Origin of the sequence: Prochlorococcus marinus XMU1405, assembly GCF_017696275.1 — a bacterium.
Taxonomy (GTDB): domain Bacteria; phylum Cyanobacteriota; class Cyanobacteriia; order PCC-6307; family Cyanobiaceae; genus Prochlorococcus_A; species Prochlorococcus_A marinus_AB.
The window spans coordinates 103,422-126,498 of record NZ_JAAORF010000001.1 but is presented as its reverse complement, the minus strand read 5'-3'; the positions used below and the strand labels follow the sequence as shown (position 1 = coordinate 126,498).

Sequence of the window (23,077 nt, the reverse complement as noted above, 5' to 3'; positions counted from 1 at the left end):
CATTAGGAAGCAATCTCATAAAAATTTAATCTTGCTTGAGGAAAAATAAAGTTTTACTTTATTTCGTAAAGGAAAGAATCATTTGAATATTTTCCTTTACGCGTATCTCCATTCGCCCAAATATAAGTTCCCACGCCATGTCTTTTACTATCTACCCAATTTCCAATATATTTGTCCCCATTATCATATATATAAGTTCCATTTCCATTTCTCTTCCCATCTACCCAATTTCCAATATATTTTCTTCCATTCGCCCAAATATAAGTTCCTACGCCATGTCTTTTACCATATAAAAAATCCCCTTCATATTTGTCCCCATTAGCCCATATAAGAGTTCCTTTTCCATTATAAATACCCCATTCGCTGAAACTTCCTACATATTTGCTTCCATTTAAATTAAACAAAGTTCCATAGCTCTTCTGATTATCAACGTAATCACCTTCAAATTGAATTTTCCCATTTAGATAATACTCAATACCTTTGCCTTCCTTACTATTATTTACCCAATTTCCTTCATAATCTTTTTTTCCATTTTTAAAATAAAGTATTCCTTTACCAGTCCTTTTATCATCTACCCAATCTCCTTCGTATTTTTTCCCATTTGCCCAAATAATAATACCTTTACCAGTCCTTTTATCATCTACCCAATCTCCAATATATTTGCTTCCATTTACCCAAATAAAAGTTCCTTTACCAGTCCTCTCATCATTTGTCCAACTCCCTACATATTTGCTTCCATTTGCCCAAATAAAAGTTCCTTTAGTCCTCTTCCCATCTACCCAATCTCCTGAAAATTTATCTCCATTAGCCCAGATTACATTTACTCGACCGATTAATTTATCATTTTCCCACTTTCCTATATATTTATCCCCCTTTGCCGTAATAAAAGTTCCTTCTCCATGCTTTTTATCATTTAACCAATCTCCTTCATATTTTTTTGTCCCATCATATTTTTTTGTACTGAAATTGTACGTTGTTAAAGTTCCTTTTCCATTTCTCTTCCCATCTACCCAATTTCCAATATATTTTTCATAACCGTCTCGTGAAATATGAGTACCCTTACCGTTTGCTTTACTTCTTTTCCAATCTCCCTGATAACTATCTCCATTATCAAAAACATAAGAAATTTTTCCCCCTGATATTCCATTTTTAATAAAATTTGCATTAATTCTTTGAATAATTCGCAAGAGTGGGTTTCTTCCATCAGCGACGGCGATTCTTTTTATATCATCTGCGCAAATTTTGACTCTGCTTTCTGATTTGCAATCATATTTAATAAGCTTATTTTTTTCAATTTCCCACTGACCAATTCTTTTCTGAGAGTAGTCAGTATAGTAAATTGCTTCTTTCTTTAAAAAACCTATAAAGTTTTCTTCGATCACAAATGAATCTTTACTTTTATCATGAATGAATTCAAATATTTTTTTATCTTTAGTAATGCAATATCTGTAAATACCTTTTTTTCTAATTTGACCATCTAAAAATGTATTTTCTTTATATACCATCTCAAATTGAGCATTCTCATAACTACAAGATGATTTCTTTTTATAGTTTTCTTTTAAATTAGCATATACATAATCTCCAATCCCTAAGGCAATAAATGATAATGCGCCAAATGAGAAAACTATATTTCTTATTAATTTCATAAGTAAAGTAAAGCTTATGAATTAGTAAAAATTTTAAAATAATTTTGTACAATTCTAAGGTTAATTAAATAATTTTTAAATAACATCAAACCTTTCCATTTGAAAAAATTTCTTTAATTTCTTCATTGTTGCTTTTTTAGCTATATAAAGTTCAGAAATTGTTGATGATATAAATAAGCTTTTTTTGTTATTACTATCTATTAAATTTACCCATTTATTTAATACAATCTTCTGATAAATCTTGTCCTCCGATTAACTCAAGTAGGCACTCACTTGCTTTCTCCTCATTGGTTTGGTACTCATCATAAATTTTCTTAAAGTAAGGATTAGTAACTGATTCTGCATTGTTATATAAAATGTCGTAACTCATGTCGTAATTTAACAATTTATCGCACTTTGATTCTTCTCCCTTATTGCAGGAATTTGCATCAAATTTAAATAAAGCGAAGCTTATACCAAAATGTATCAAGACACCAACAACATAAATCAATATTCCTCCACCAGCCAATAAGAAAATTGACCCCAATATAGTTAAGGAATCTGAGGAGTATTTATTCTTTTTTTTATTTTTCTTTTTCTTAGGCATCAACCTTAACTATCTTAAAGAAGATAATTATAAGATAATAAGTGTTCAAGTCCTAAGGATAGATATGATTTCAATTATGAGAATCGCATACAACCAAATAATCTGAATAACTTAGCGATCTTTTTATACCGTAGCGAACATTTATTTCCTGAATAGCGAACATTTAGCGAACATTTTTGATAACCAGAAGTAAATTTAAGCCGCTATGAATCATTTAATTTCTTAATTTACTTTTAATTGCAATAAAAAAGAGACCTAAAGATCTCTTTGCTTGGTTATTTCGAGTTATAAGACTCCCCGGGCGGGATTCGAACCTGCGACCAATCGATTAACAGTCGATCGCTCTACCGCTGAGCTACCGAGGAATATAAGATGAATTTAGCTCTTTGAAGTACCTTATGACAAGTACAAAATTTAATTATATTGAAATTTTGATGGTTCTTGCCAGCTAGATAAAAAACCATTTTTCAACTCTGCTACTGCATCAGCATAAGTTAATTCTTCATATCGATGAGTAATCCACAAAGCTGATAAAGGTTTTTTATGATCACTTGTAAGATTTTTAATAGTTTGTAAAACTTTTAATTGGCTAGTTTGATCAAGTAACGCAGTAGGCTCATCTAAAAGAATAAAATTTTTATCACTTATCAGAGCGCATGCGATAGTTAAGCGTTGTTTTTGTCCACCACTCAAAGTATGGACTGGCCTTTTTTCAAAACCAATCATTCCCACCTGATCAAGTACATATTCGATTTTTTTATTAATTTCATTGTGACTTATATTTTGATTTATATTTATCAGAAGTTCACTCCTGCAATTAGGCATCAATATCTGATGATCAGGATTCTGAAACACCATACCAATATTTGCATTAGAGTCAATTGAACCATTATTGGGTTTAATTATTCCATTAATTAATTTTAAAAGAGTACTTTTCCCACTTCCGTTTTTACCTACGACCATCCAGAATCCAGGTTTTTTTATTGAGAAGTTACATTTAAAAATTAAATTTTCTTTTTTTTCAGGATATGAAAAAGAAACATCTTTGAATTTAATATGAGGTATTTCATTTTCAAGTGAATCTCGCATTAATTCTATCAATCAATGTTAAGAGAAAATCCTGGTCTTTTAGCTCCCCCTGCTACTGAAGATTTTTCATATATCTGAACAGAAATGATTTCTTTAACTCTTACAGCAATTAATTTATCTTGCACTTTGTCACACCTTAATTCGATCAATTTTGAAGATTCTAAAGATTCATTCATAGAACTTTTTATTTCATCATAAATTCGTTTAACATCATCCAATTCTTTCTTCTGAATTGAAAGTGGAAAAGGTGAATACCTCAGACTTAATTCCAACGAATACATAATTATTATAAAAACTAACTCTTATAATAATAAATATTTTTACGCAGGTAGTAATTTTAATTAAATTCTTTTGAGAAAATTATATAAAGACCTTTAAATACAATTATCATGAATATAGGAGATTTTATTTTGCATTTTAAAAAAATCATTTCATGGAAATAGCAAATGATATAACTTCTCTAGTTGGAAATACCCCATTAGTTAAATTAAATCGGATCAGAAAACATTTTGATTGTTATCCAGAAATAATAGCCAAACTAGAAAGTTTTAATCCATCAGCGTCCGTTAAAGATCGCATAGCTTATTCAATGTTAAGTAAAGCTGAAGAAAAAGGATTGATAACACCTGATAAAACAACATTAATTGAAGCAACAAGTGGGAATACTGGCATCGCATTAGCAATGGTTGCTGCAGCAAAAGGCTATAAATTGATATTAACTATGCCAGATACGATGAGTATTGAGAGAAGGGCAATGTTAAGAGCATATGGAGCTGAATTACAGCTTACGCCAGGAAAAGACGGAATGAAAGGAGCTTTAGATTTAGCTAATGAGTTGTCTTCAACCATTTCATGTAGCTATCAATTTAATCAGTTTGAAAACTTTGCTAATCCAGATATTCATGAAAGAACAACAGCTCAAGAAATATGGTCCCAATCTAATAACAATTTAGATGGCCTAGTTACAGGAGTAGGTACTGGAGGAACAATAACTGGTTGTGCACGTTTTTTGAAAAAAGTTAATCCAAATTGCAAAATTTATGCTGTAGAGCCAAAAAAAAGTGCTGTAATTTCCGGAGATAAACCAGGATCTCATTCGATTCAAGGGATAGGAGCAGGTTTCGTACCGAAAGTACTTGATACTAAATTAATTGATGAAATTATAAAAATAGATGACGATGAAGCATTTTATTATGGGCGTTTATTAGCTCGATTGGAAGGTCTTTTGTCTGGCATCAGCAGCGGTGCAGCTTTAGCAGCAACTATAAAAATTGGTAATAGAAAAGAACTAATGAATAAAAGATTAATAGTTATTCTTCCAAGTTTTGGAGAAAGATATTTATCTACAGCAATGTTTGAATCGAATACCTCAATTCAAGCCAGAAAAGATGGTTATCTTTAATGCATAATTTATAAAAATGGAGAAAAATTTATATCAAGAATTAGGTGTCAAAAAAAATGCAAGCAGAAGTGAAATTAAATCTTCATATCGCTCTTTAGTTAAGCAACATCATCCTGATGCAGGAGGCAAGAAAGAACGTTTTCTTGCAATACAAAATGCCTGGGAAATTCTAAATGACCCTATTAAAAAAAAACAATATGATAGCAGTTTTTTATCTTCCAGTTCATCATTTGATTCATTAAATGAAAATTGGGAAGAAAAATTTAATCAAAAAAAATATAATTCTTCAATTAAAGACAAAGAAGTTGAAACATGGATTAAAGAAATTTACACTCCGATCAATAAATTAATTAGTCAAATAATTAAACCTTTGAACAACGAAATAAAAGAACTATCTGCAGATCCATATGATGACCAACTAATGAAAAATTTTTGCATTTATATAACCCTTTCACAAAAGAAAATAGAAAAAGTTGAAAAAATTTATAACAAAAAATTAATTCCAAAGTCTACTTCAGCTTTAGGCCTCGATCTTTATCATTGTTTTTCACAAGTTAAAGATGCACTATCAGAATTTGATAGATACACACAAGGTTACGTTGATAATTACTTATTTGATGGTAAAGAAATGATCAAAGAAGCAAAAAGAATCCAATCAAGGATGTCTACAGAGAAAAAAAATAAAAACTTTTAAATATAAATTTTATTGAGTATATTCTTCAAGTTGATCTAATTTCAACCAAACATCTGGAACAGGTCTGCGCCATCGAACTTGAGCATATTCGTCTTTGACTGAAAGAATCTCTCCAGGACCTTCAAAAACATAATTAGGTAGATCCTTATCACTAGCAAGCGCTTCAATACTTTTTATATAATGATCTCTATCGACAAAAACTAAGCTTCCTTTCTTTAAAGGTTTCTTTTGAATAGAATCTGTCATAATAAATTCAACAAAGTTATTTGAAATTTATTATACAAAAACTTGTTTGAAAATATTTAAAAAAATTTATACGGGAATAATAATTACAAACGTTTAAAAAATTTAATAGCCTTAAATGATAAACATCTATATAATATGCGTCTTTTACTACTCGGCTGTACAGGATTTGTTGGTAAAGAATTAGCACCAACACTACTCAATGAAAATCACGAAATATACATTGTAAGTAGAAAACCCATAAGTAAATTAAAGATTGATTTAGATTTCAATAAGTTTAAATTTTTTCAAATAGATTTATCAAAAGAAAAAAACTGGAATAACGAAAATCTTCTAAATATTTTAAGAGAGACAGATGGAATTATTAATTTGATGGGAGAACCAATAGCAGAAAAAAAATGGACTTCTGAACAAAAACAGGAGATTGAAAATAGTCGTATTAACACCACTAAATTTATGATGAAGACTCTTAAAAATTTTAAAATCAATCCAAAAGTAATCATAAATGGATCAGCAATAGGTTATTACGGTACAAGTATTTCTGGTGAATTCAATGAAAATAGTATTGGAGGAAAAGACTTTTTAGCTAATCTTTGCAAAAAATGGGAATTAGTCGCTGCTGAAAAACCATTTTTTTCAAGGTTAGTTATTTTTAGAATTGGAATTGTTCTAGAAGCAGATGGAGGAGCATTAGGAAAAATGCTCCCTATATTCAAAGTAGGATTAGGTGGACCAATTGGAGATGGTAAGCAATGGATGAGTTGGATTCATAGAAGTGATTTATGTGCATTAATTACTCGAGCATTAGTTGATAAAAAGTATTCAGGAGTATTTAATGCTGTTGCACCAAATCCAGTATTAATGAGAGACTTTTCTCAGACTTTAGGCAAATGTCTGAATAGACCTAATTTACTTCCAGTGCCTGGAGCGGTTTTAAAAATATTATTAGGAGACGGAGCAAAAGTTGTATTAGAAGGACAAAAAGTAATAAGCAGCAAACTCAAAAATTATGATTTTAAATATCCTCTTCTTGAGAAAGCAATTTACGCCTCCACCAAGAATTAATCCCATTTACTAAGGCGCCAATTATAAGAATTGTTATCAACGGAACTATAAGAGGATTCCAAACTATCTGAATAATATTAATAAAAATAAATATGCCATTTAATTGCATGATGATTGCAAAAATAAAAAATATTGCAAAAAAAATGACTGTAAATAAATTTATTAATAACAAATTATCGATAATTTGTTTTAACTTATTTTGATTATTATCCTTAGTCATTTTTTATAACAATATCCATATCATCAACCATTTTAAGACAAGCTTTGTTTTCACCCAGTCTTTTTTTGGCATTTTCAATACATGAGATCATAAACTTCTTATTTAGCTGCATGAGGTATATTATTTTTATGATCAATTTAATAGTCTGATTTATTTGATCATTCTTATCTTTATATTGAGTGGCACAAAAAACATATTTTCCTAGCAAACGTCTTTGGGCTTCTGCAAAATTTTTTGTAAATTGTGGACCTTTACCTTCAATCTGAATAACTGGTTTTCCTAATCCAATCGCTTGCTCTGCTGCTGTTCCTGCCATGCTGATACAGAAACTACTTTTCAATAATATTTTATCAAAATTATTCCAATGTATATTCACTTCTAAAAATTTATATTGGAATTTCAAAAGATTATTATCTTTAATTTTTTCTAGTTTTAACCATCCTCTTTTTTTAAATATCTCCTTTATTTTTAAAGGAGATAGAGCATTAACTATTGCAAAATTAAACTTAATTTTTTGAAAATATCTTAAATCTGACAATGCCTCTAATACCTCTAAAATCAAAACAAAATTATCTAAAATCTCAGGGAATCTACTTCCTGGAAATAATCCAATACTAAATTCAGCTTTATTTAATTCTTTTTTTATAGGAAGAAACTTATCCATAAATGGATTGCCTAAAAAAGACACTTTCTTTTTTAATTGCAAAGTTAAATCAATAGCTGTAAGGGAATCTCTTGTATATATTTTTTTTGCTTTTTGTGAGAGCAAGAAAAATTTAGAAGGCCATGGTAATTTTAACTTCCCTTCATAATGACTGGAATAAGCAACTAGATATGTAAAAAAATCTTTCTTGCAAATCCATGCAAAAAAAACTGGCACAATATCTCCAACTACAAAAAAATAATCATATTTTTTTCTTAATTTAAAAGTTAAATATAATCTTTTTAGAAGATAAAATATTTCTCCTCCTAATATCTCAGTGATTCTCCCCTTAAAGGAATTATAGCCAATTCCTCCAGTACTAAATTCTTTAGTTTTACCGATAATCTTAATTTTTTCTTTTTCGTAATGGTTTCCGATACCAACAATTGGCAAAGCATGAACAGAATAACCACTTTTTACGAATTGCTTTGCTATTAGACTGCCAGATAAATCTTCACCATGCCCATTACTTAATATTAAAATTTTAAACAATTTAAAATTCCAACCATTTTTTTACTTTGGTTAACTCAGGCCAATCTGGATATCTACTTAATCCGTCTTCAACAGATTCTTTTAACTCACTTTTCACATCTGGCATCATCATAGACATTTTTTTTATTAACTCAATATGATCCCTAACACCTTTATTATTGGTAGCCAAAAGAGCTAAAGACAAATTCATTCTTGCTTGTGGATCTTGCTGATTTAATCGAACAGCTTGTCTGGCAGCTGACAAAGCTTCTTCATTATTTTTCAAAAGTAATTGAAGCCATGATAAACAAGTCCAGGCAGCAAAATGATTTGGAATTTGCTGTATGATTTTTTGAAAATCTTGAACAATTGGGATTAAATCTTGCCCTGCTTTATATCTTGATAGAGCTGCATTAAAATCCTCTTCGATGGGATTAATTTCGTTATTCATTATCTATTAAACTGCAAAGGAGCTTCCACAACCGCAAGTTTGAGAAGCATTTGGATTTACAAAATTAAAGCCACCGCCAATTAATTCCTTACTAAAATCTAATTGCATTCCATAAATATATAAGAGACTTTTAGGATCACAAACTACTTGAAAGCTTTGATCAGCTTTTAATGAATAATAATAAACTTTATCATCGGGATTTATTTCATTAGTTCCTATAAAATCCATCGTATAACTCATCCCACTACAACCGCCTGATCTTACTCCTACCCTTAATGCTTTTTTATCACTTTGACCATTCAATAAATTTGAAATTTGTTCTATAGCATCATTCGTAATTAAGATACCTTTGCCATCATCAGAATTTTTAATTTCCTGTTTAGCTTCTACATTTTCCATAAACAAAGGGATTTCCACTATTTATAATATAAAAACTTTATCGATAGGATGCATAGAACAAACATTATCCAAACTTGATTTGTTATAATTTTAAGAAAAAGTGAAAATTGCAATAGTTGGTTCTGGATTAGCTGGTCTTACAGCAGCAGTCAATTTAGTTGATGAAGGTCATGAAGTAGAAATTTACGAGAGCAGGTCATTTTGGGGAGGTAAAGTCGGAAGTTGGGAAGATAAGGATGGAAACCACATAGAAATGGGTTTACATGTATTTTTTTACAATTATGCAAATCTCTTTAAATTAATGAAAAAAGTGGGAGCTTTAGACAATTTACTCCCAAAAGATCATACTCATCTATTTATCAATAATGGTGGCAATTTAAAATCTTTAGACTTCAGATTCCCATTAGGTGCTCCATTTAATGGACTAAAAGCTTTTTTTACCACCGAACAACTTACTTGGTTAGATAAGTTCAGAAATGCCTTAGCTTTAGGAACAAGCCCAATAGTTAGAGGATTGATAGACTATGAAGGCGCAATGAAAATAATTAGAGATCTAGATAAAATTAGTTTTAAAGAATGGTTTTTAAACCATGGTGGAAGTGAAAAAAGTTTAGAAAGAATGTGGGATCCTATCGCATATGCTTTAGGTTTTATTAATTGCAAAGATATTTCAGCAAGATGCATGCTAACTATATTTATGATGTTTGCTTCAAAAACAGAAGCCTCAAAACTTAATCTTTTAAAAGGTTCTCCACATAAGTGGTTAACTCAACCTATTATCGACTACATCACAAACAAAGGAGCAAAAATACATCTTAACCACAAAGTTGAGGAAATCATTTATGAAAAGGAATCTTCATCTTATTCAGTAAATCAATTAAAAATATCTTCTCCTGAAGGAATTAAGGCAGTGTTTGCAGATAAATTTCTAGCTGCCTGTGATGTTCCTGGAATAAAAAAAATAATTCCAAAAGAATGGTATCAATTTAAAGAATTTGAAGGTTTAAAAAAACTTAGAGCTGTAGCTGTTGCCACAATCCAATTAAGATATGACGGTTGGGTTACTGAATTACAAAAAGATAATACTGGAAACAAACCAATTGGACTAGATAACCTTCTTTATTCTGCTGATGCCTCTTTCAGTTGTTTTGCTGATTTAGCACTAGCAAGTCCAGCAGACTATAGAAAAAAAGATATGGGATCGCTTCTCCAATGTGTTTTAACTCCTGGCGATAGATGGATGGGAAGATCCACAGAAAGAATTACAAAAGAAATAGATAAAGAGGTTCGCCGTCTATTCCCATCCTCAAAAAACCTTAAATTGCTTTGGAGTAATGTGGTACAAATTCCACAATCACTCTACAGAGAAGCTCCCGGTATGGAACCTTTCAGACCTGATCAAAAAACATCCATATCTAATTTCTTCATGGCTGGTAGTTATACAAAACAAGATTATATAGACTCTATGGAAGGAGCTACAATGAGTGGTCATTTAGCTGCTGCGGCAATTTTAGAGAAGAAAGCCGAATTAGCAAAAAATCTTGCAGTAAGTTAATTCATGGGTACTTGGCTAAAACATGACGTAATAACAGTTGTTAATGCGCCTCTAGAAAATGTATGGGATACATGGAGCGATTTAGACTCAATGTCACTTTGGATGAGCTGGATTGAATCTGTAAAAACAGTTGACGAAGAGACTAATACGTTACCAGATTTAACAGAATGGACTTTAGCTGCAAATGGCTTTAGGTTTAAATGGAAAGCTCAAATTACAGAAAGGGTTGAAAAAAGCAAACTTAAATGGAAATCAATAGGAGGATTACCAACTGAGGGATCAGTAGTTTTCGAAAGTAAAACTGATCAAATCACAATGGTCAATTTAGCCATAACTTATGAACTACCAAAAATGATTGCTCGGTTTATGGAAGAAAATATTTTAGGCAAAATGGTTACAAACGAATTACAGGCCAATATTGATAGGTTCAAAGATTTAGTCGAAAAGAACTATACAAAAAATTTTTCTAACTAAAAATATTAATTGCTAAATCTAGTAGTCCTTCAAAAGTATATTTTTGTGCCTGACTATCAACTCTTCCAAAAATCTTGTTACATCTTTTTGTTGTCTGAGGTCCAATAGTTAATAACTTAATTTGATCAAAATATTCTAACCATTGTTTACCAAGTTTTTTTTCTAGTAAAAAAGCAGCATTTACTACAGTTTTACCGCTCGAGAAAATAATTGCATCGACTTTTCGATTAGAAATAATATCAATTGTTTCTTCCGGAATTGATTCAGGACATCTAGTTTCATATGCAGCAACCTCAAATACACGAGAACCAGCCTTTCTAAATTGATCTGCAATTAAATCCCTCCCACCTGTTTGAACTCTTGGTACAAAAACTCGAAGTCCATAACCAGATACTGGGAAATTATCAATTAAACTTTCAGCAACAAATTCTGGAGGTATGAAATCAGCCTTAATCCCAAAATCATCAAGAGTTTTTGAGGTTTTTTCTCCGACTACGGCGATTTTTGTTTTTTTAGAACATTCTTTTAATGAACTATTAAAGTATCTAAGTCTTTTATCCACAAATTTGATGCCATTACTACTGGAAAAAATAATCCAATGAAAATCATTTATTTGATTTAATGCTTCGTCAAGAGGATTCAAATCATCAGGATCACCAATACTTATTGCAGGCAAATCAAATACATTGGCACCCTTGCTTGTGAAAATCTTTTTTATATCCAATATCCCTTCTTTTGATCGAGTAATAATTATATTTCTTTGATCAAGGGGTAGATCAACTTTTGGCATCCTTGTCCTCAACATTAGTATTTTGATTTTTATTTTTTAATTCATCGAGAAGTTTCAAGACTGATAATCCTTTATCAAGAACAACATCGTCTTTAAAAATTATCTCTGGAACTCTTCTCATCTCAATTCTTTTTCCTAAAAAATGCCTTATAGAGCTTTTAGCAGTATTCAATTTTTCCACAATCTCTTTCCTCACTTTCTCTTCAGCAGTTGAAGTTATGTAAATTTTACAGTGTTGCAAATCACCTGATAAATCAATCTTAGAAATATTGACGAAATGATCTCTAATAAGATCATTTTCTAAATCATTCTGCAAAATAAGGGTTATTTCTTTCTTCAAAAGAGAAGAAACTTTTGCAAGACGGTAATTATTTGGCATTATGGTTATAAATTTATTGGGTTTGTCATCGCTTGCAAGACAAAATAAACAGTTATGAAAGCACTTAAGACAGAAGATATCAAACCTACTATTGTGAGTGGATTTGATCTATTCTTGAATAAAGGTTCAAGCAAAGCAACAAGTCCCCCAATAATGATAGATATCAAATACTTTGGATATCTCGCAACATTAGAGAAAAATTCGCCCATCAGCTCCACAAATAGATTACTTTTTTAGCTAAGTTTTAACAAACATTAAACAGCATGATTACATTATATCAATTTAGGCATAGTGCTTTTTGTTTAAAAACAAGAATGGCTCTTCATGCAAAAAAACTACAATATCGAGTTGAAGAAGTAACACCTGGAATAGGCCAATTTGAAATCTTTAAATTATCAGGTCAAAAACAAGTACCTTTAATAGTCGATAGTAATGATCAAGTTATTAATGACTCTTCAACTATTTGTGAATATATAGATAAAAAAAATAAAAACAATCCACTCTTTCCGGAGGATCCAATATTATTTGCACAATGTAAACTAATTGAAGACTGGGCAGATACTACAATGGCTACAACTTGTAGAAAAGCTTTAATAAAATCTGCAATAGAAAATCCACAGCTAAGAACTGCATTACTTCCAGATGAAATACCTTCTTCAATTAAAAGTATTGTTGATAAATTACCTTTTGAAAATCTTAGTAAAATTTCTAATGTAGTTTTGTCTTCTAAAGATAATTTAGATCTCCAAAAATTACTGGAAGCTTTATCAAAATCCTTGATCAACAAGAAATATTTAGTTGGAGATAGTTTATCAATTGCAGATATTTCAATTGCTGCTCAATTATCCCTGCTTAAATTTCCAAAGTCTGCAGGACCAATTCTTTCAGGAGAGGGGAGCCAAGAATACATAAACAACCCTTATTTAGAAAATCTTTTCATTTGGAGGAACAACTTAGAAGAATATCTTTTTAGTGCTAACTCTCAATAAATTCAAACTTCAATTTATATTTATTTGTTTTTATAGCATGAATATAAGGATCACCAACTTTTGAACCATAAGAAGCAACATATTGAACTCCACAAATTGATGGTTTGATTGAATTATCAACTTCTAATATTTCTTCAGAACATTTTTGAAATTTACTAATGGTCTCTACCTGATTAATCCTTGAAGCACCTGGCCTATGTGCTGTTTGTATAACTAGCTCATCTGCGAAAAAAATATCATCATCTTGGATCTGATTTCTCCCTGTAATTCTTGAAGCGATATAAAAATCATCTTTTAAATAAGTAATTTGATTATTAATAGATTGGGGATCATTCACAATCTTGATTAAGGTTTCACCAAATATTGCTTTTCCAATAGATTCAGAATTTTTTGCACGATTACCAACAATTAAATCTGAATCATTCTTAAAGAAATTTACTTTATAAGTAACTGGCTCTTCTGAATCATTCACTTCATCTTGAGAAGTAACAAGCCAATTCCCCTCGAACCATTTAGGATAAATTAAATCCTTAGAAGTATCCGATAATTTAAAATCTGGCAAATATAATTCTGGCCATTGATTTACACGATTTTCTAAAAACTCTCGTACGTTAGAATCTACTAGAGCAAAAGAACTTTCTAAAAAAATTCCTTGAAAAATCAAGCAAAGAATTAATCCAAGAATAATTTTCATTATGTCAAATCCACTGATAAGAGCATCAGATCATTATGTATTATTAGAGCCAGATTCAAAAGAAAAAATTGTATCAAAGCAAGAAGCAATTTTATGGTTGAAGAATTGGCTTAGTAAGACAGAAACACAAACAATATATCAAAATATAGAAGATCGTGATCAGGAATTTTTTGAAGAATTATTGGAAAGCACTTATGAATTAGAAATAAAATTTGGATACGTTATCAAATGGTTTGCAGTAAGAATTGAACCAGATTAACTAATTATTTCTTTATGAATTGCATTAATTACTTTCATAGCAACTTCTTCAATATTTTCTTTTTTTACTTTAATTCTTAAATCTGCTTGAGAATACAAATTTTCTCTAGATTGAAAAATGCTCATATATAGATCATTTAGATTCTTTCCCTGAAGTAGTGGCCTATTTTCAATTTCATTTTTCAATCTTTCAATTGCTATATCTTTGTCGAGATCTATCCAAGCAATTATTCCCTGTCTTAAGATTCCCCAGTTTTCCGATTTGGTAACTATTCCTCCCCCAGTTGAGATTACTAATGAAGGAATTTTGATAGTTTCTTTAAGGCAGTTTGCTTCTAATTCACGGAAATTATCTTCTCCTTCATCATCAAAAATTTGATTGATAGATTTTTTTGCCAACTTCTCTATTAATAAATCTAAATCAATGTATTTATACTTCAATAATTCAGCCAACTTCAAACCAGTTTGTGACTTACCAGAACCCATCATTCCTATTAAAAATATGCTTCTGCCCTTAATAATATGAAGTGTTTTTTCGATAATGGATTGTTCCATAAAGACAAAAGCGTATTTAAAACCTTAAGATAGTATTATCGCAGACAGGTATGACTTCTACACAATCCAAACCATTACATGGAAAAGGACGTGAATGCGTCATAACTCGACGTGCCTGCTTTAGTTCCAGTCACCGTTATTGGCTTCCTGAGAAAAGCCCAGAAGAAAATTTATCTCTTTTTGGTAAGTGCACTATTGCACCAGGACATGGTCATAATTATGAACTTATTGTTTCAATGGGTGGAGAACTAGACTCTGATGGAATGGTACTTAATCTCTCTGATGTAAAACACTCTATTAAAGATAAGGTTACTGGACAATTAGATTTTCGTTTTTTAAATGATGTCTGGCCTGAATTTAATGTTAACAATCAAGAGGGTATACTTCCCACAACTGAAGCTTTAGTAAAGGTCATTTGGAGTCGTCTAAAGGATGATTTACCTCTTACAAGTCTAAGACTTTATGAAAACCCAAATTTATGGGCAGATTATTTTGGAAAAAACATGGAAGCATTTTTAACAGTACAAACTCATTTTGCAGCCGCTCATAGACTTGCAAAAGAAGAGATATCCTTTGATGAAAATAAAAAAATCTATGGGAAATGTGCCAGAGTTAATGGACATGGTCATAACTATCTTGTCGATATAACTGTAAAAGGAGAAATTGATAAAAGAACAGGAATGGTTTGCGACTTATCTGCCCTCCAAAAGATAATCAACGATTTAGTTGTTGAACAACTAGATCATACTTTTCTTAATAAAGACATAGAATTTTTCCATAATTGTGTTCCAACTGCTGAAAATATAGCTTTATATATTTCTGATATTCTTAAAAAACCAATACATCAACTTGGTGCAAGATTACACAAAATAAGGCTTCAAGAGAGCCCAAATAATGCTGCAGAAATTTATGTTGATCAAAAGTTAACAAATTCATTGAAGTTGAAATTTGAAAATAGTTTAGTCACGCAAACTTGAGTATCCCAAGAGTAATAATTGTTATAGCATCAAGTCTTGATGGGAGAATTGCATTTCCTGAAGGTGGAGAATCGCATCTTGGAAGCGATGAAGATAAAAAAATATTAAATCACACCTTATCAATGGTTGACGCCACCATTTTTGGTTTAGGTACTTTAATAGCTCATCAATCAACTTACCTAGTTAAAAATCTCAATGATAATGACGAAGTAAATATATCAAAAAGCCAACCAATTTCTATAGTTGCTTCAAATAGCAAAAAATTTAACAGACATTGGAAATACTTTCGTCAACCAATTAGAAGATGGCTAATAAGCTCAAGTAAAGTTAATAATTCGTCAAATAATGAATTCGAGAAAGAACTCTTTTTCGAAGATTCATGGGAAAAAACTTTAATTTCACTCAAAAAACAAGGGATAAATAATTTAGCTCTTTTAGGAGGTGCAAAACTTATAAATTCATTTATAAAAGAGGATCTAATAACAGATATAAAAATTACAATAATTCCACGAATTATTGGAGGTAGATATACATGGATCCCTCCAGAACAAACAAATGCGATTTTTAATCTCGAAAGACTATGGGAAATAAAATCAATTAAAAATTTAATGAGTAATGAAATCCATATTCATTACAAAAAAATTTAAAATAGATTCAATAATAAATGAACCAGCCAATACATAAAGTTGAAGTCAAATTGTCAATTAAGGAAATCTCCAAGGAGATATGGAATGAATTAGCAAATGAAATTAATAATCCATTTTATGAATGGAATTGGATTAAAAACCTTGAGACATCAAAAAGTGTTTCAAGAGAAACTGGTTGGCAGCCACTATATTTTGTTGCTTTTAAAAATGAAGAGATCTTAGGAATTGCCCCACTTTTTTTAAAAAATCATAGCTATGGAGAATTCATTTTTGACCAATCATTTGCAAGATTGGCTCAAGAGCTGAATTTAAATTATTACCCTAAATTAATTGGAATGAGTCCTTATAGTCCTGTAAATGGATATCAATTTCTTTATAAAAAAAATAAAGACAAGAAAGAAATTACAAATTTACTTATAAACCAAATCGAAAGCTTTGCGATTACAAACAAAATTCTAAGTTGTAATTTTTTATATATTGATGAAAGCTGGGGCAACCATCTTAAATCTTTGGGATACCATGAATGGATAAATTCCAGCAGTGAATGGAGGAGTAATGGAGAAAAAACATTTGATGATTTTCTTTCTAGATTCAACTCTAATCAGAGAAAAAATATAAAAAAAGAGAGGAAATCAATTACTAAACAAGATATTAAAGTAGAAATTTTTAATGAAGATGATATCAAACAAGAAATCCTCAAAAAAATGCATAATTTTTATGAACAGCATTGTTCGAGGTGGGGAGTTTGGGGAAGTAAATATCTAACATCTACATTTTTCGAGAACCTGGTTGATAATAAAAAAAATCTTTTACTTTTTAGTGCATCAAAACATGATTCAAATGAAATTTTTGCTATGTCGATGTGCGTTAAAAATCAAAACAACTTATGGGGTAGATATTGGGGTAGTCAAGAAGAAATATCTAATTTACATTTTGAATTATGCTATTACCAGCCAATTGAATGGGCAATAAATAATAGTATCCATTTGTTTGATCCTGGAGCGGGTGGTAAACATAAAAGACGGAGGGGTTTTTTTGCAAAAAGCACAGTTAGCATGCATAAGTGGTTTGACAAAAATATGGAAAATATAATTAGTCCTTGGCTAAATGAAGTGAATAAACAAACCGAGATGGAAATTGATTTTGAAAATAAATCTATACCCTTTAAATAAAAAATTATTCAGCTTTACCAAAGATTATATTAGTAATATAGTTTGAAATTAAATTCCCAAAATGGATTCAAGTCAAAGTTTAGATGAAAAAATAAAGATTGATAATAATCTATCCAACCGATTTATAGATTTAGATCCAAACGGTTATTTTATTATCAAGGTAGATTTTGAAGAAAATAAAATAATTTTAGAGCACTTTCTAAATAATATTAATGATGACGGATATGCGCTTGACCCAGAAACAAATGAACCAATTAAATGCGACTCTCAAAATAAAAGAGTCAGTAATGAAGTTTTTAAAGGTATTAGTGCGAAACAAATTGGAATATTGATCACTGAAGAAAGAAATGACTTAATAACCAGATTCGATCATGCTCTATATTTAGGACGGGAACTGCAAAAAGCAGAAGAATGTTTATACAAAAAATCACCATATATCCAAGATTAAGAAATTAAACGAAAAAATTTAATCTTTTCATCTGATGTTAAATTAAATAAAAGTATAAAAATTAATGAACATCATTTTCTATTTTGCATTTATTGGTTTTGGTTTTGGAGCTGCTTACGCATTAGATAAGCTCTTAAGAGCGGTTAAATTAATTTAAAAAACTACAAAATTTTAATAGCCTCTCCATACAAATCATATTCATCCGCAAAAGAAATATTTGCCTCAACAAATTTACCAATATAATTTTTCAAATCAATTTTTTCTTTAACAGATAAAATTACAGTTCCGTCAATTTCAGGCGCGAAATTGTAGGACCGACCTATTAATTGGTTATTATCTGATACTTTATCTACCAAAATCTTCATTTTTGAACCAACATATCTCTGATTTTTAACTTTAGAAATATTTTGTTGAACTGAAATAACGTTATCTTTTCTTGCCTCTGCAACCTCTGCGGATACTTTATTTGGCAAATGAAAAGCTGCAGTTCCTTCCTCAGGAGAAAAAATAAACACTCCCACATGATCAAATTTGTACCTATCCAAAAATGCAAGAAGATGTTCAAAATGTTCTTTTTTTTCTCCCGGGAAACCAACAATGAGACTAGTTCTTAATACAGCAGATGGAATTTCTTCTCTAATTTTCTCCAAAATTGATTCATTCAAAGAAGCCTGCCAAGGTCTATTCATACTCTTCAACACATCTGGATGACTATGCTGAAGTGGTAAATCAAAGTAAGGCACTATATTCTTTGAATCTTTAAAAGCTCTAATAACTTCATTAGTTAAACCCGTTGGATAAGCATAATGTATCCTTATCCAAGGAATTTGAACTTTAGAAAGCTCATTCAAAAGTTTGGCTAATGATGGTTTTCCATAAATATCTTGACCATAATTAGTTGTTATTTGACTAATTAATATGATTTCTTGAATACCCTGTTTTGCAAGACTTTTGGCTTCTGAAACTATAGATTCTATTGTTCTACTTCTTTGCGGACCTCTCAACTTAGGAATAATACAAAAAGCGCAATTATAGTTGCAGCCTTCAGCAATACGAAGATAAGCAACAAATTTGTTTTTATCAACAAAACGAGGTATTTCCTCATCTGCAATGAATTCCGGTATTTTTGAAACTTCATTAACGATTTCACCTTTTTCTACTCTGTCTAAAACCTTTCCTATCTTTTGATAATCTCCTGTTCCAACCAAAGCTTTTATTTCAGGTATTTCTTTAAGAAGTTCATCTTTAAAATGCTGAGCCATACAGCCTGCAACTATTACTTCCTTTCCTTGATTGGTATATTCTAGAATTTTTCTAATAGATTCTTCTCTAGCTGTTTCAATAAAACTGCAAGTATTTACAACAACAACATTTGCATCATTTATATTGCTGTCAACTTCATAACCCTCTTTATCTAATAAGCCTTGCATATGTTCAGTATCAACAAGATTTTTCTCGCAACCAACATGACTGAATGCAATCTTAGATAGTTTTTTTTCTTTTACTTTAAGAGTATTTTGTTTCACAACTTGAAAAATAAGAATTACAAGATTTAAACAGCATTTCGGATATAACTCTCATGCCAAGATAATATTAGGATAGATAATGTAAATAACAAACTTTCATTTTGTATGGCCCTTAAGACTTTAAACAGAATTAATAAAAAGGATTTGAAATGGCCAAAAATCATAATCGCAATTCTTAGCACTATAGGCATAGTTGACACAGGTTCGATTACTTTAAAAAACTGGGGATTATTTACTTCACTTTCATGCCCAGGGATACAAAATGGTTGTGAAACAGTTTTAAATAGTCCTTGGGGTACTTTATTTGAAAACAATCAAGTTAATATACCTCTCTCATTAGCTGGATTTATAACGTATTTATCAATATTAGTTATCACAATAATACTTTCGCTTAATTTAATTTCCCCAAAAGAAAAACTAAATAAGTTTTTATGGTGGTTAGTATTTCTAATTTCATGTGCGTCAACAACATTTAGCTTTTTATTAATAAATATAATGTTTTTTAAGATTCAAGCATATTGTTTTTTTTGTATACTTTCAGCAATTTTATCGTTTTCTATCTTTATAATTTCTATGGTTGGAGCAAAGTTTGAAAGTAGAGAACCTATGATTTTTAGAGGTTTCATAGTAGCCATTAGTGTCCTATTAGGGGGCCTAATTTGGTCAACAAACGTTGACCCCTCTAATGCTGTTAATGTTGAGAACCCCACTGAAAATATGTCACCAGTAATTACCACTTCAAGCTCTCCCCAGAAAGTAAAATTTGCAGAATTTTTAAGTGAAAACAATATTGTTATGTATAGTGCATACTGGTGTCCTCATTGCCATGATCAAAAACAATTATTTGGTAAAGAAGCAGTTAGGAAATTAAAAGTAGTCGAATGTGCTAGAGATGGTAAAGATAATGAGTATGAGCTATGCCAAACGAAAGGAATAAGTGGATTTCCTTCTTGGGAAATAAATGGAGAAATTTTAAGTGGTACAAGAGACTTGAATGAATTAGTTATAAAAACAGGTTATCAAGGAGATTCTAATTTTTAATAAATCTTTTTTTTATTTTTTGATCTAACTGTTGTCTAGTATGGCATTTCCAATTTTTATCTTTAGCCGCAAAATCATCTCTATAATGGCCTCCTCTACTCTCTTCTCTAAATAGACAAGCTTTTAACAAAGTTATAGTGGTTATTTGTCTATTCTTTAAATCAAGTAAAAGATTAAGTGCCCTTCTATTGCGCTCACTAAGTTTAATTTTTTGATGAAATTTTATTTTTTCGAGAGAACTTAGTAAAGCATTTTTTTGTAATTGAGAAATATCATCTTGAATATTATGTAAAAATTTACTCATATTTGCCTTGTTTCGAGATACACCTAAATTTGACCAACATAGTTTTCTCAATTCATCAATTTTTTCAGAAATTTGAGAAATTTGATCTTCTTTTGGGTCTTGAATATCAAATTTTTGGAATGATCTATCACATTTTTCAAATTTAGAAGGGTTATTCAAAACAATTGAAGACATTTTTCTTGCAAAAACAAGACATTCCATCAATGAATTACTTGCCAATCTATTAGCACCATGCACACCAGTAGAAGCAACTTCTCCTACAGCATATAATCCTTTTCGTGTAGAAGAAGCATTTAAATCTGTTTTTACACCTCCCATCCAATAATGAGCTGCAGGAGCTACCGGAATAACCTCATTTAAAGGATTAACCCCATAATCCTGACATCGACTTAGGATAGTGGGAAATCGCTCAACAATTTTTTCTGGATCAATATACCTAAGATCTAAGCCGACATGATCTACATTATTATCATGCATATTTTTCATAATTGCTCTACTTACTTGATCTCTAGTAGCTAAATCACGATTTTTAAGATTTTTAACTGGACTTTCACCATTTTTATCAACTAAGATAGCTCCTTCTCCTCTAAGTGCCTCAGATATTAAAAAGCAAGGTGCACCATAAAATTTTAAAGCGGTTGGATGAAATTGAACAAACTCTAAATCTTCGATAGCTGCACCAGCTTTCCATGCAAGAGCAATCCCCTCTCCAGAAGATTGTGCAGGATTTGTTGTATTAGTAAATAAATGGCCACCCCCGCCTGTAGCTAAAACAACTGCTCTCGATTGAATCCAATATAAATTTGCTCCATCAAGAACCTGAACTCCTTTGCATTCTTCATTTTCTATAAGAAGTTCGGTTACTCTTACACCTCTACAGTGAAGAATATTTTTTTTATTTTCAACATGATCTTCTAAAACTTCAACTAATGCTCTTCCAGTACGATCTTTTACATGCAATACTCTTCTTCGAGAATGGGCAGCTTCTAAAGTTGTAGCTAGTTGATCAGAACTTTGATCAAAAATCATACCTAAATTCTGCAACCTTTCGACACAACCTGGAGCTTCTTTAACCAGCATTTCAACTGCTTGATAATCACATAATCCGTCCCCAGCTTTTAAAGTATCATCAGCATGAAGATCAAATGAATCATCTTGTCTAACAACAGATGCTATTCCTCCTTGTGCCCATCTACTAGAAGATATCTTGCTGGTATTTCTATTTAAAAGAAGGACTTTTAAATTTGCAGGCAATTCAAGACAAGTCATAAGACCTGCAGCTCCAGCACCTATAACGATTACATCCCAATTATTAATAGAAATAGGTTCTTGCGAAAAAGGAAGTCTAAGCATTAAACCAATCCACTAAAAGTTGGTTGCAGAATTGCTAAAACAATAAACATACCATCAACAATTAGTGTCGTTTGAATTACATAACTGGAAACCAAAAGTGCTTTGCCATTAATAGTATTAGTAGTTGCAGAATCAAAAATTTCTTTTGAAATAAACCAAAGCAAAAGTGCAACAAAAACAATAATAGATAATGATTTAATTTGAAGAAGATTCTCTGAGGTTTTTTGAAGAATTAAAGGTGCAGTTTCTGAATCTGCTGAAATTACCTCTCTCCATTCATCCATTATTCCAATTAAAAATATTGTAATGTCAGTAACTGCAGTTCCAAATAAAGAAGAGATATAAAAACTAGAGGCAATTTTCCAATTAGTACCAATTCCAATTAAAGCTAAAGGGAGAACTACCGCTTCAACAGGGATGTGAAGTATAGGAAATGGACTTAGCCATCCCCAGAACAAACATCCACCAAGCCAACTTCCTGACACACCAAGTAATAATGAACTGACTATAAACCATTTATTTGATTGTTTTTTGTATAAAACGAAAACTCCTAAGAGAATTACAAAAGTAAAACAAAGCGCACTAATTGGTTCTAATCTAACCCAAGGAGCTTGAACAAATATAGGTAAAATTACGAAAAAAGAAGACCATAATCTTAAATAAATTGGCCTTGATAAAAAAGTACTTTCATATGGTTCAACTTTTTTATGTAATTCGTAGTTAGATTTATCCTTCACTTCTAAATTTTTTGTAATTAATTCTTTCAATGAATAAAAATTTTATTAGGTTTTTAAGTAATTTAGATCGTGTTTTAAAAAACCGCGAATGCCATATTTTAATAAATTAATGGCCCTTAATTTCACTACTATATTTACTATTTTAAAAGTATTTAATACACTTTGAGACATAAATGAGTTTAGAATAAATATAAAGAAGAATATTTGGA

Annotated in this window: 30 protein-coding genes and 1 tRNA gene; 13 read left to right on the top strand and 18 right to left on the bottom strand. The window is 30.6% G+C overall.

What is annotated here, in order from left to right; translation table 11 throughout:
* Positions 1–53: 53 nt before the first annotated feature.
* The 5 genes from HA148_RS00680 to HA148_RS00660 form a co-directional block, all read right to left on the bottom strand.
* Positions 54–1,646: an MORN repeat-containing protein gene (locus HA148_RS00680; protein ID WP_209129316.1), complete on the bottom strand. Its 1,593-nt coding sequence runs from the start codon at positions 1,644–1,646 to the stop codon at positions 54–56.
* Between the two features lie 214 nt (positions 1,647–1,860).
* Positions 1,861–2,232 (bottom strand): hypothetical protein, encoded by a 372-nt coding sequence (locus tag HA148_RS00675; protein WP_209129314.1) that lies wholly within the window; start codon positions 2,230–2,232, stop codon positions 1,861–1,863.
* A 293-nt stretch (positions 2,233–2,525) separates the two neighbouring features.
* Positions 2,526–2,597, bottom strand: a tRNA-Asn gene (locus tag HA148_RS00670).
* Positions 2,598–2,646: 49 nt separating this feature from the next.
* Positions 2,647–3,321, bottom strand: coding sequence for an ABC transporter ATP-binding protein (locus tag HA148_RS00665; protein WP_209129312.1), 675 nt, complete (start codon positions 3,319–3,321; stop codon positions 2,647–2,649).
* 8 nt (positions 3,322–3,329) lie between these two features.
* Positions 3,330–3,602 carry a hypothetical protein gene (locus HA148_RS00660; protein ID WP_209129310.1) on the bottom strand — a complete coding sequence of 91 codons (273 nt, stop codon included), beginning with the start codon at positions 3,600–3,602 and terminating at the stop codon, positions 3,330–3,332.
* Positions 3,603–3,754: 152 nt separating this feature from the next.
* On the opposite strand from HA148_RS00660, the gene cysK reads away from it, so the two are divergent.
* Both cysK and HA148_RS00650 read left to right on the top strand, forming a co-directional pair.
* Positions 3,755–4,723 (top strand): cysteine synthase A, encoded by a 969-nt coding sequence (cysK, locus tag HA148_RS00655; RefSeq protein ID WP_209129308.1) that lies wholly within the window; start codon positions 3,755–3,757, stop codon positions 4,721–4,723.
* A gap of 16 nt (positions 4,724–4,739) precedes the next feature.
* Positions 4,740–5,417 (top strand): DnaJ domain-containing protein, encoded by a 678-nt coding sequence (locus HA148_RS00650; protein WP_209129305.1) that lies wholly within the window; start codon positions 4,740–4,742, stop codon positions 5,415–5,417.
* 9 nt (positions 5,418–5,426) lie between these two features.
* On the opposite strand, the gene HA148_RS00645 is transcribed toward HA148_RS00650, so the two are convergent.
* Positions 5,427–5,663, bottom strand: coding sequence for an NAD(P)H-quinone oxidoreductase subunit O (locus HA148_RS00645; RefSeq protein WP_209129303.1), 237 nt, complete (start codon positions 5,661–5,663; stop codon positions 5,427–5,429).
* Between the two features lie 135 nt (positions 5,664–5,798).
* Here HA148_RS00645 and HA148_RS00640 point away from each other — a divergent pair, with 135 nt between their 5' ends.
* The gene (locus HA148_RS00640) at positions 5,799–6,725 is read left to right on the top strand and encodes a TIGR01777 family oxidoreductase (protein WP_209129301.1); all 927 of its coding nucleotides are present in this window, start codon (positions 5,799–5,801) and stop codon (positions 6,723–6,725) included.
* Here HA148_RS00640 and HA148_RS09540 read toward each other — a convergent pair.
* The 4 genes from HA148_RS09540 to HA148_RS00625 are packed head-to-tail and all read right to left on the bottom strand — an operon-like array spanning position 6,676 to position 8,969.
* Positions 6,676–6,945, bottom strand: coding sequence for a hypothetical protein (locus HA148_RS09540; protein ID WP_245151969.1), 270 nt, complete (start codon positions 6,943–6,945; stop codon positions 6,676–6,678). The two genes, HA148_RS00640 and HA148_RS09540, sit on opposite strands and share 50 nt — an antisense overlap.
* Positions 6,938–8,140 (bottom strand): lipid-A-disaccharide synthase-related protein, encoded by a 1,203-nt coding sequence (locus HA148_RS00635; RefSeq protein ID WP_209129299.1) that lies wholly within the window; start codon positions 8,138–8,140, stop codon positions 6,938–6,940. The genes HA148_RS09540 and HA148_RS00635 overlap by 8 nt, the downstream gene beginning before the upstream one ends.
* A 1-nt stretch (position 8,141) precedes the next feature.
* Positions 8,142–8,570: a tetratricopeptide repeat protein gene (locus tag HA148_RS00630; protein WP_025880236.1), complete on the bottom strand. Its 429-nt coding sequence runs from the start codon at positions 8,568–8,570 to the stop codon at positions 8,142–8,144.
* A 6-nt stretch (positions 8,571–8,576) separates the two neighbouring features.
* Positions 8,577–8,969, bottom strand: a complete 393-nt coding sequence (locus HA148_RS00625; protein WP_209129297.1) for a HesB/IscA family protein — start codon at positions 8,967–8,969, stop codon at positions 8,577–8,579.
* A 100-nt stretch (positions 8,970–9,069) separates the two neighbouring features.
* On the opposite strand from HA148_RS00625, the gene zds reads away from it, so the two are divergent.
* Both zds and HA148_RS00615 read left to right on the top strand, forming a co-directional pair.
* Positions 9,070–10,524 (top strand): 9,9'-di-cis-zeta-carotene desaturase, encoded by a 1,455-nt coding sequence (gene zds / locus HA148_RS00620; RefSeq protein ID WP_209129295.1) that lies wholly within the window; start codon positions 9,070–9,072, stop codon positions 10,522–10,524.
* 3 nt (positions 10,525–10,527) lie between these two features.
* Entirely contained in the window at positions 10,528–10,998 is a 471-nt protein-coding gene (locus HA148_RS00615) for an SRPBCC family protein (protein WP_209129293.1), read from the top strand.
* Here the strand turns inward: HA148_RS00615 and HA148_RS00610 are convergent.
* Genes HA148_RS00610 through HA148_RS00600 form a run of 3 tightly spaced genes read right to left on the bottom strand, consistent with a single transcriptional unit; the run spans position 10,991 to position 12,376 of the window.
* Positions 10,991–11,788 carry a uroporphyrinogen-III synthase gene (locus HA148_RS00610; protein WP_209130221.1) on the bottom strand — a complete coding sequence of 266 codons (798 nt, stop codon included), beginning with the start codon at positions 11,786–11,788 and terminating at the stop codon, positions 10,991–10,993. The genes HA148_RS00615 and HA148_RS00610 overlap by 8 nt on opposite strands.
* On the bottom strand, positions 11,775–12,167 hold the full coding sequence (gene rbfA / locus HA148_RS00605; protein ID WP_209129291.1) for a 30S ribosome-binding factor RbfA: 393 nt from the start codon (positions 12,165–12,167) through the stop codon (positions 11,775–11,777). The genes HA148_RS00610 and rbfA overlap by 14 nt, the downstream gene beginning before the upstream one ends.
* A gap of 5 nt (positions 12,168–12,172) precedes the next feature.
* A complete protein-coding gene (locus HA148_RS00600; RefSeq protein ID WP_209129289.1) occupies positions 12,173–12,376 on the bottom strand; it encodes a DUF751 family protein in 204 nt (67 codons plus the stop codon).
* Between the two features lie 54 nt (positions 12,377–12,430).
* Here HA148_RS00600 and HA148_RS00595 point away from each other — a divergent pair, with 54 nt between their 5' ends.
* On the top strand, positions 12,431–13,156 hold the full coding sequence (locus tag HA148_RS00595) for a glutathione S-transferase family protein (protein WP_209129287.1): 726 nt from the start codon (positions 12,431–12,433) through the stop codon (positions 13,154–13,156).
* On the opposite strand, the gene HA148_RS00590 is transcribed toward HA148_RS00595, so the two are convergent.
* Positions 13,143–13,850, bottom strand: coding sequence for a DUF6816 family protein (locus HA148_RS00590; RefSeq protein WP_209129286.1), 708 nt, complete (start codon positions 13,848–13,850; stop codon positions 13,143–13,145). The two genes, HA148_RS00595 and HA148_RS00590, sit on opposite strands and share 14 nt — an antisense overlap.
* 1 nt (position 13,851) lies before the next feature.
* Between HA148_RS00590 and HA148_RS00585 the strand changes: the two genes are divergently transcribed.
* Positions 13,852–14,109: a chlororespiratory reduction protein 7 gene (locus tag HA148_RS00585; protein ID WP_209129283.1), complete on the top strand. Its 258-nt coding sequence runs from the start codon at positions 13,852–13,854 to the stop codon at positions 14,107–14,109.
* Here the strand turns inward: HA148_RS00585 and HA148_RS00580 are convergent.
* A complete protein-coding gene (locus HA148_RS00580; RefSeq protein ID WP_209129281.1) occupies positions 14,106–14,663 on the bottom strand; it encodes a shikimate kinase in 558 nt (185 codons plus the stop codon). The two genes, HA148_RS00585 and HA148_RS00580, sit on opposite strands and share 4 nt — an antisense overlap.
* A gap of 50 nt (positions 14,664–14,713) precedes the next feature.
* On the opposite strand from HA148_RS00580, the gene HA148_RS00575 reads away from it, so the two are divergent.
* From HA148_RS00575 to petL, 5 genes are all read left to right on the top strand, one after another.
* Positions 14,714–15,640, top strand: coding sequence for a 6-pyruvoyl trahydropterin synthase family protein (locus HA148_RS00575; RefSeq protein WP_209129279.1), 927 nt, complete (start codon positions 14,714–14,716; stop codon positions 15,638–15,640).
* Positions 15,637–16,287, top strand: a complete 651-nt coding sequence (locus tag HA148_RS00570; RefSeq protein WP_209129277.1) for a RibD family protein — start codon at positions 15,637–15,639, stop codon at positions 16,285–16,287. The genes HA148_RS00575 and HA148_RS00570 overlap by 4 nt, the downstream gene beginning before the upstream one ends.
* 17 nt (positions 16,288–16,304) lie before the next feature.
* The gene (locus HA148_RS00565) at positions 16,305–17,459 is read left to right on the top strand and encodes a GNAT family N-acetyltransferase (RefSeq protein WP_209129275.1); all 1,155 of its coding nucleotides are present in this window, start codon (positions 16,305–16,307) and stop codon (positions 17,457–17,459) included.
* Positions 17,460–17,520: 61 nt separating this feature from the next.
* The gene (locus tag HA148_RS00560) at positions 17,521–17,907 is read left to right on the top strand and encodes a DUF4346 domain-containing protein (protein ID WP_209129273.1); all 387 of its coding nucleotides are present in this window, start codon (positions 17,521–17,523) and stop codon (positions 17,905–17,907) included.
* Positions 17,908–17,971: 64 nt separating this feature from the next.
* Positions 17,972–18,064 (top strand): cytochrome b6-f complex subunit PetL, encoded by a 93-nt coding sequence (gene petL, locus HA148_RS00555; RefSeq protein WP_025944325.1) that lies wholly within the window; start codon positions 17,972–17,974, stop codon positions 18,062–18,064.
* A 4-nt stretch (positions 18,065–18,068) separates the two neighbouring features.
* Here petL and rimO read toward each other — a convergent pair whose 3' ends face one another.
* Entirely contained in the window at positions 18,069–19,433 is a 1,365-nt protein-coding gene (gene rimO / locus HA148_RS00550; protein ID WP_209129270.1) for a 30S ribosomal protein S12 methylthiotransferase RimO, read from the bottom strand.
* 105 nt (positions 19,434–19,538) lie between these two features.
* Here rimO and HA148_RS00545 point away from each other — a divergent pair, with 105 nt between their 5' ends.
* A complete protein-coding gene (locus HA148_RS00545; protein ID WP_209129268.1) occupies positions 19,539–20,474 on the top strand; it encodes a vitamin K epoxide reductase family protein in 936 nt (311 codons plus the stop codon).
* On the opposite strand, the gene nadB is transcribed toward HA148_RS00545, so the two are convergent.
* Positions 20,464–22,131 carry an L-aspartate oxidase gene (gene nadB / locus HA148_RS00540; protein ID WP_209129266.1) on the bottom strand — a complete coding sequence of 556 codons (1,668 nt, stop codon included), beginning with the start codon at positions 22,129–22,131 and terminating at the stop codon, positions 20,464–20,466. The two genes, HA148_RS00545 and nadB, sit on opposite strands and share 11 nt — an antisense overlap.
* A complete protein-coding gene (locus HA148_RS00535) occupies positions 22,131–22,898 on the bottom strand; it encodes a DUF3120 domain-containing protein (protein WP_209129264.1) in 768 nt (255 codons plus the stop codon). Before HA148_RS00535 ends, nadB begins: the two co-directional genes overlap by 1 nt.
* Positions 22,899–23,077 lie beyond the last annotated feature (179 nt).

Coding starts and splice junctions, on each gene's coding strand:
- HA148_RS00665 (WP_209129312.1), bottom strand. CDS start 3,321: ATGCGAGATTCACTTGAAAATGAAATACCTCATATTAAATTCAAAGAT.
- HA148_RS00660 (WP_209129310.1), bottom strand. CDS start 3,602: ATGTATTCGTTGGAATTAAGTCTGAGGTATTCACCTTTTCCACTTTCA.
- HA148_RS00675 (WP_209129314.1), bottom strand. CDS start 2,232: ATGCCTAAGAAAAAGAAAAATAAAAAAAAGAATAAATACTCCTCAGAT.
- HA148_RS09540 (WP_245151969.1), bottom strand. CDS start 6,945: ATGACTAAGGATAATAATCAAAATAAGTTAAAACAAATTATCGATAAT.
- HA148_RS00650 (WP_209129305.1), top strand. CDS start 4,740: ATGGAGAAAAATTTATATCAAGAATTAGGTGTCAAAAAAAATGCAAGC.
- HA148_RS00615 (WP_209129293.1), top strand. CDS start 10,528: ATGGGTACTTGGCTAAAACATGACGTAATAACAGTTGTTAATGCGCCT.
- HA148_RS00575 (WP_209129279.1), top strand. CDS start 14,714: ATGACTTCTACACAATCCAAACCATTACATGGAAAAGGACGTGAATGC.
- cysK (WP_209129308.1), top strand. CDS start 3,755: ATGGAAATAGCAAATGATATAACTTCTCTAGTTGGAAATACCCCATTA.
- HA148_RS00640 (WP_209129301.1), top strand. CDS start 5,799: ATGCGTCTTTTACTACTCGGCTGTACAGGATTTGTTGGTAAAGAATTA.
- HA148_RS00600 (WP_209129289.1), bottom strand. CDS start 12,376: ATGGGCGAATTTTTCTCTAATGTTGCGAGATATCCAAAGTATTTGATA.
- HA148_RS00585 (WP_209129283.1), top strand. CDS start 13,852: ATGTCAAATCCACTGATAAGAGCATCAGATCATTATGTATTATTAGAG.
- HA148_RS00625 (WP_209129297.1), bottom strand. CDS start 8,969: ATGGAAAATGTAGAAGCTAAACAGGAAATTAAAAATTCTGATGATGGC.
- HA148_RS00630 (WP_025880236.1), bottom strand. CDS start 8,570: ATGAATAACGAAATTAATCCCATCGAAGAGGATTTTAATGCAGCTCTA.
- HA148_RS00680 (WP_209129316.1), bottom strand. CDS start 1,646: ATGAAATTAATAAGAAATATAGTTTTCTCATTTGGCGCATTATCATTT.
- nadB (WP_209129266.1), bottom strand. CDS start 22,131: ATGCTTAGACTTCCTTTTTCGCAAGAACCTATTTCTATTAATAATTGG.
- HA148_RS00590 (WP_209129286.1), bottom strand. CDS start 13,850: ATGAAAATTATTCTTGGATTAATTCTTTGCTTGATTTTTCAAGGAATT.
- HA148_RS00595 (WP_209129287.1), top strand. CDS start 12,431: ATGATTACATTATATCAATTTAGGCATAGTGCTTTTTGTTTAAAAACA.
- HA148_RS00580 (WP_209129281.1), bottom strand. CDS start 14,663: ATGGAACAATCCATTATCGAAAAAACACTTCATATTATTAAGGGCAGA.
- petL (WP_025944325.1), top strand. CDS start 17,972: ATGAACATCATTTTCTATTTTGCATTTATTGGTTTTGGTTTTGGAGCT.
- rbfA (WP_209129291.1), bottom strand. CDS start 12,167: ATGCCAAATAATTACCGTCTTGCAAAAGTTTCTTCTCTTTTGAAGAAA.
- HA148_RS00610 (WP_209130221.1), bottom strand. CDS start 11,788: ATGCCAAAAGTTGATCTACCCCTTGATCAAAGAAATATAATTATTACT.
- HA148_RS00645 (WP_209129303.1), bottom strand. CDS start 5,663: ATGACAGATTCTATTCAAAAGAAACCTTTAAAGAAAGGAAGCTTAGTT.
- HA148_RS00565 (WP_209129275.1), top strand. CDS start 16,305: ATGAACCAGCCAATACATAAAGTTGAAGTCAAATTGTCAATTAAGGAA.
- HA148_RS00545 (WP_209129268.1), top strand. CDS start 19,539: ATGGCCCTTAAGACTTTAAACAGAATTAATAAAAAGGATTTGAAATGG.
- HA148_RS00560 (WP_209129273.1), top strand. CDS start 17,521: ATGGATTCAAGTCAAAGTTTAGATGAAAAAATAAAGATTGATAATAAT.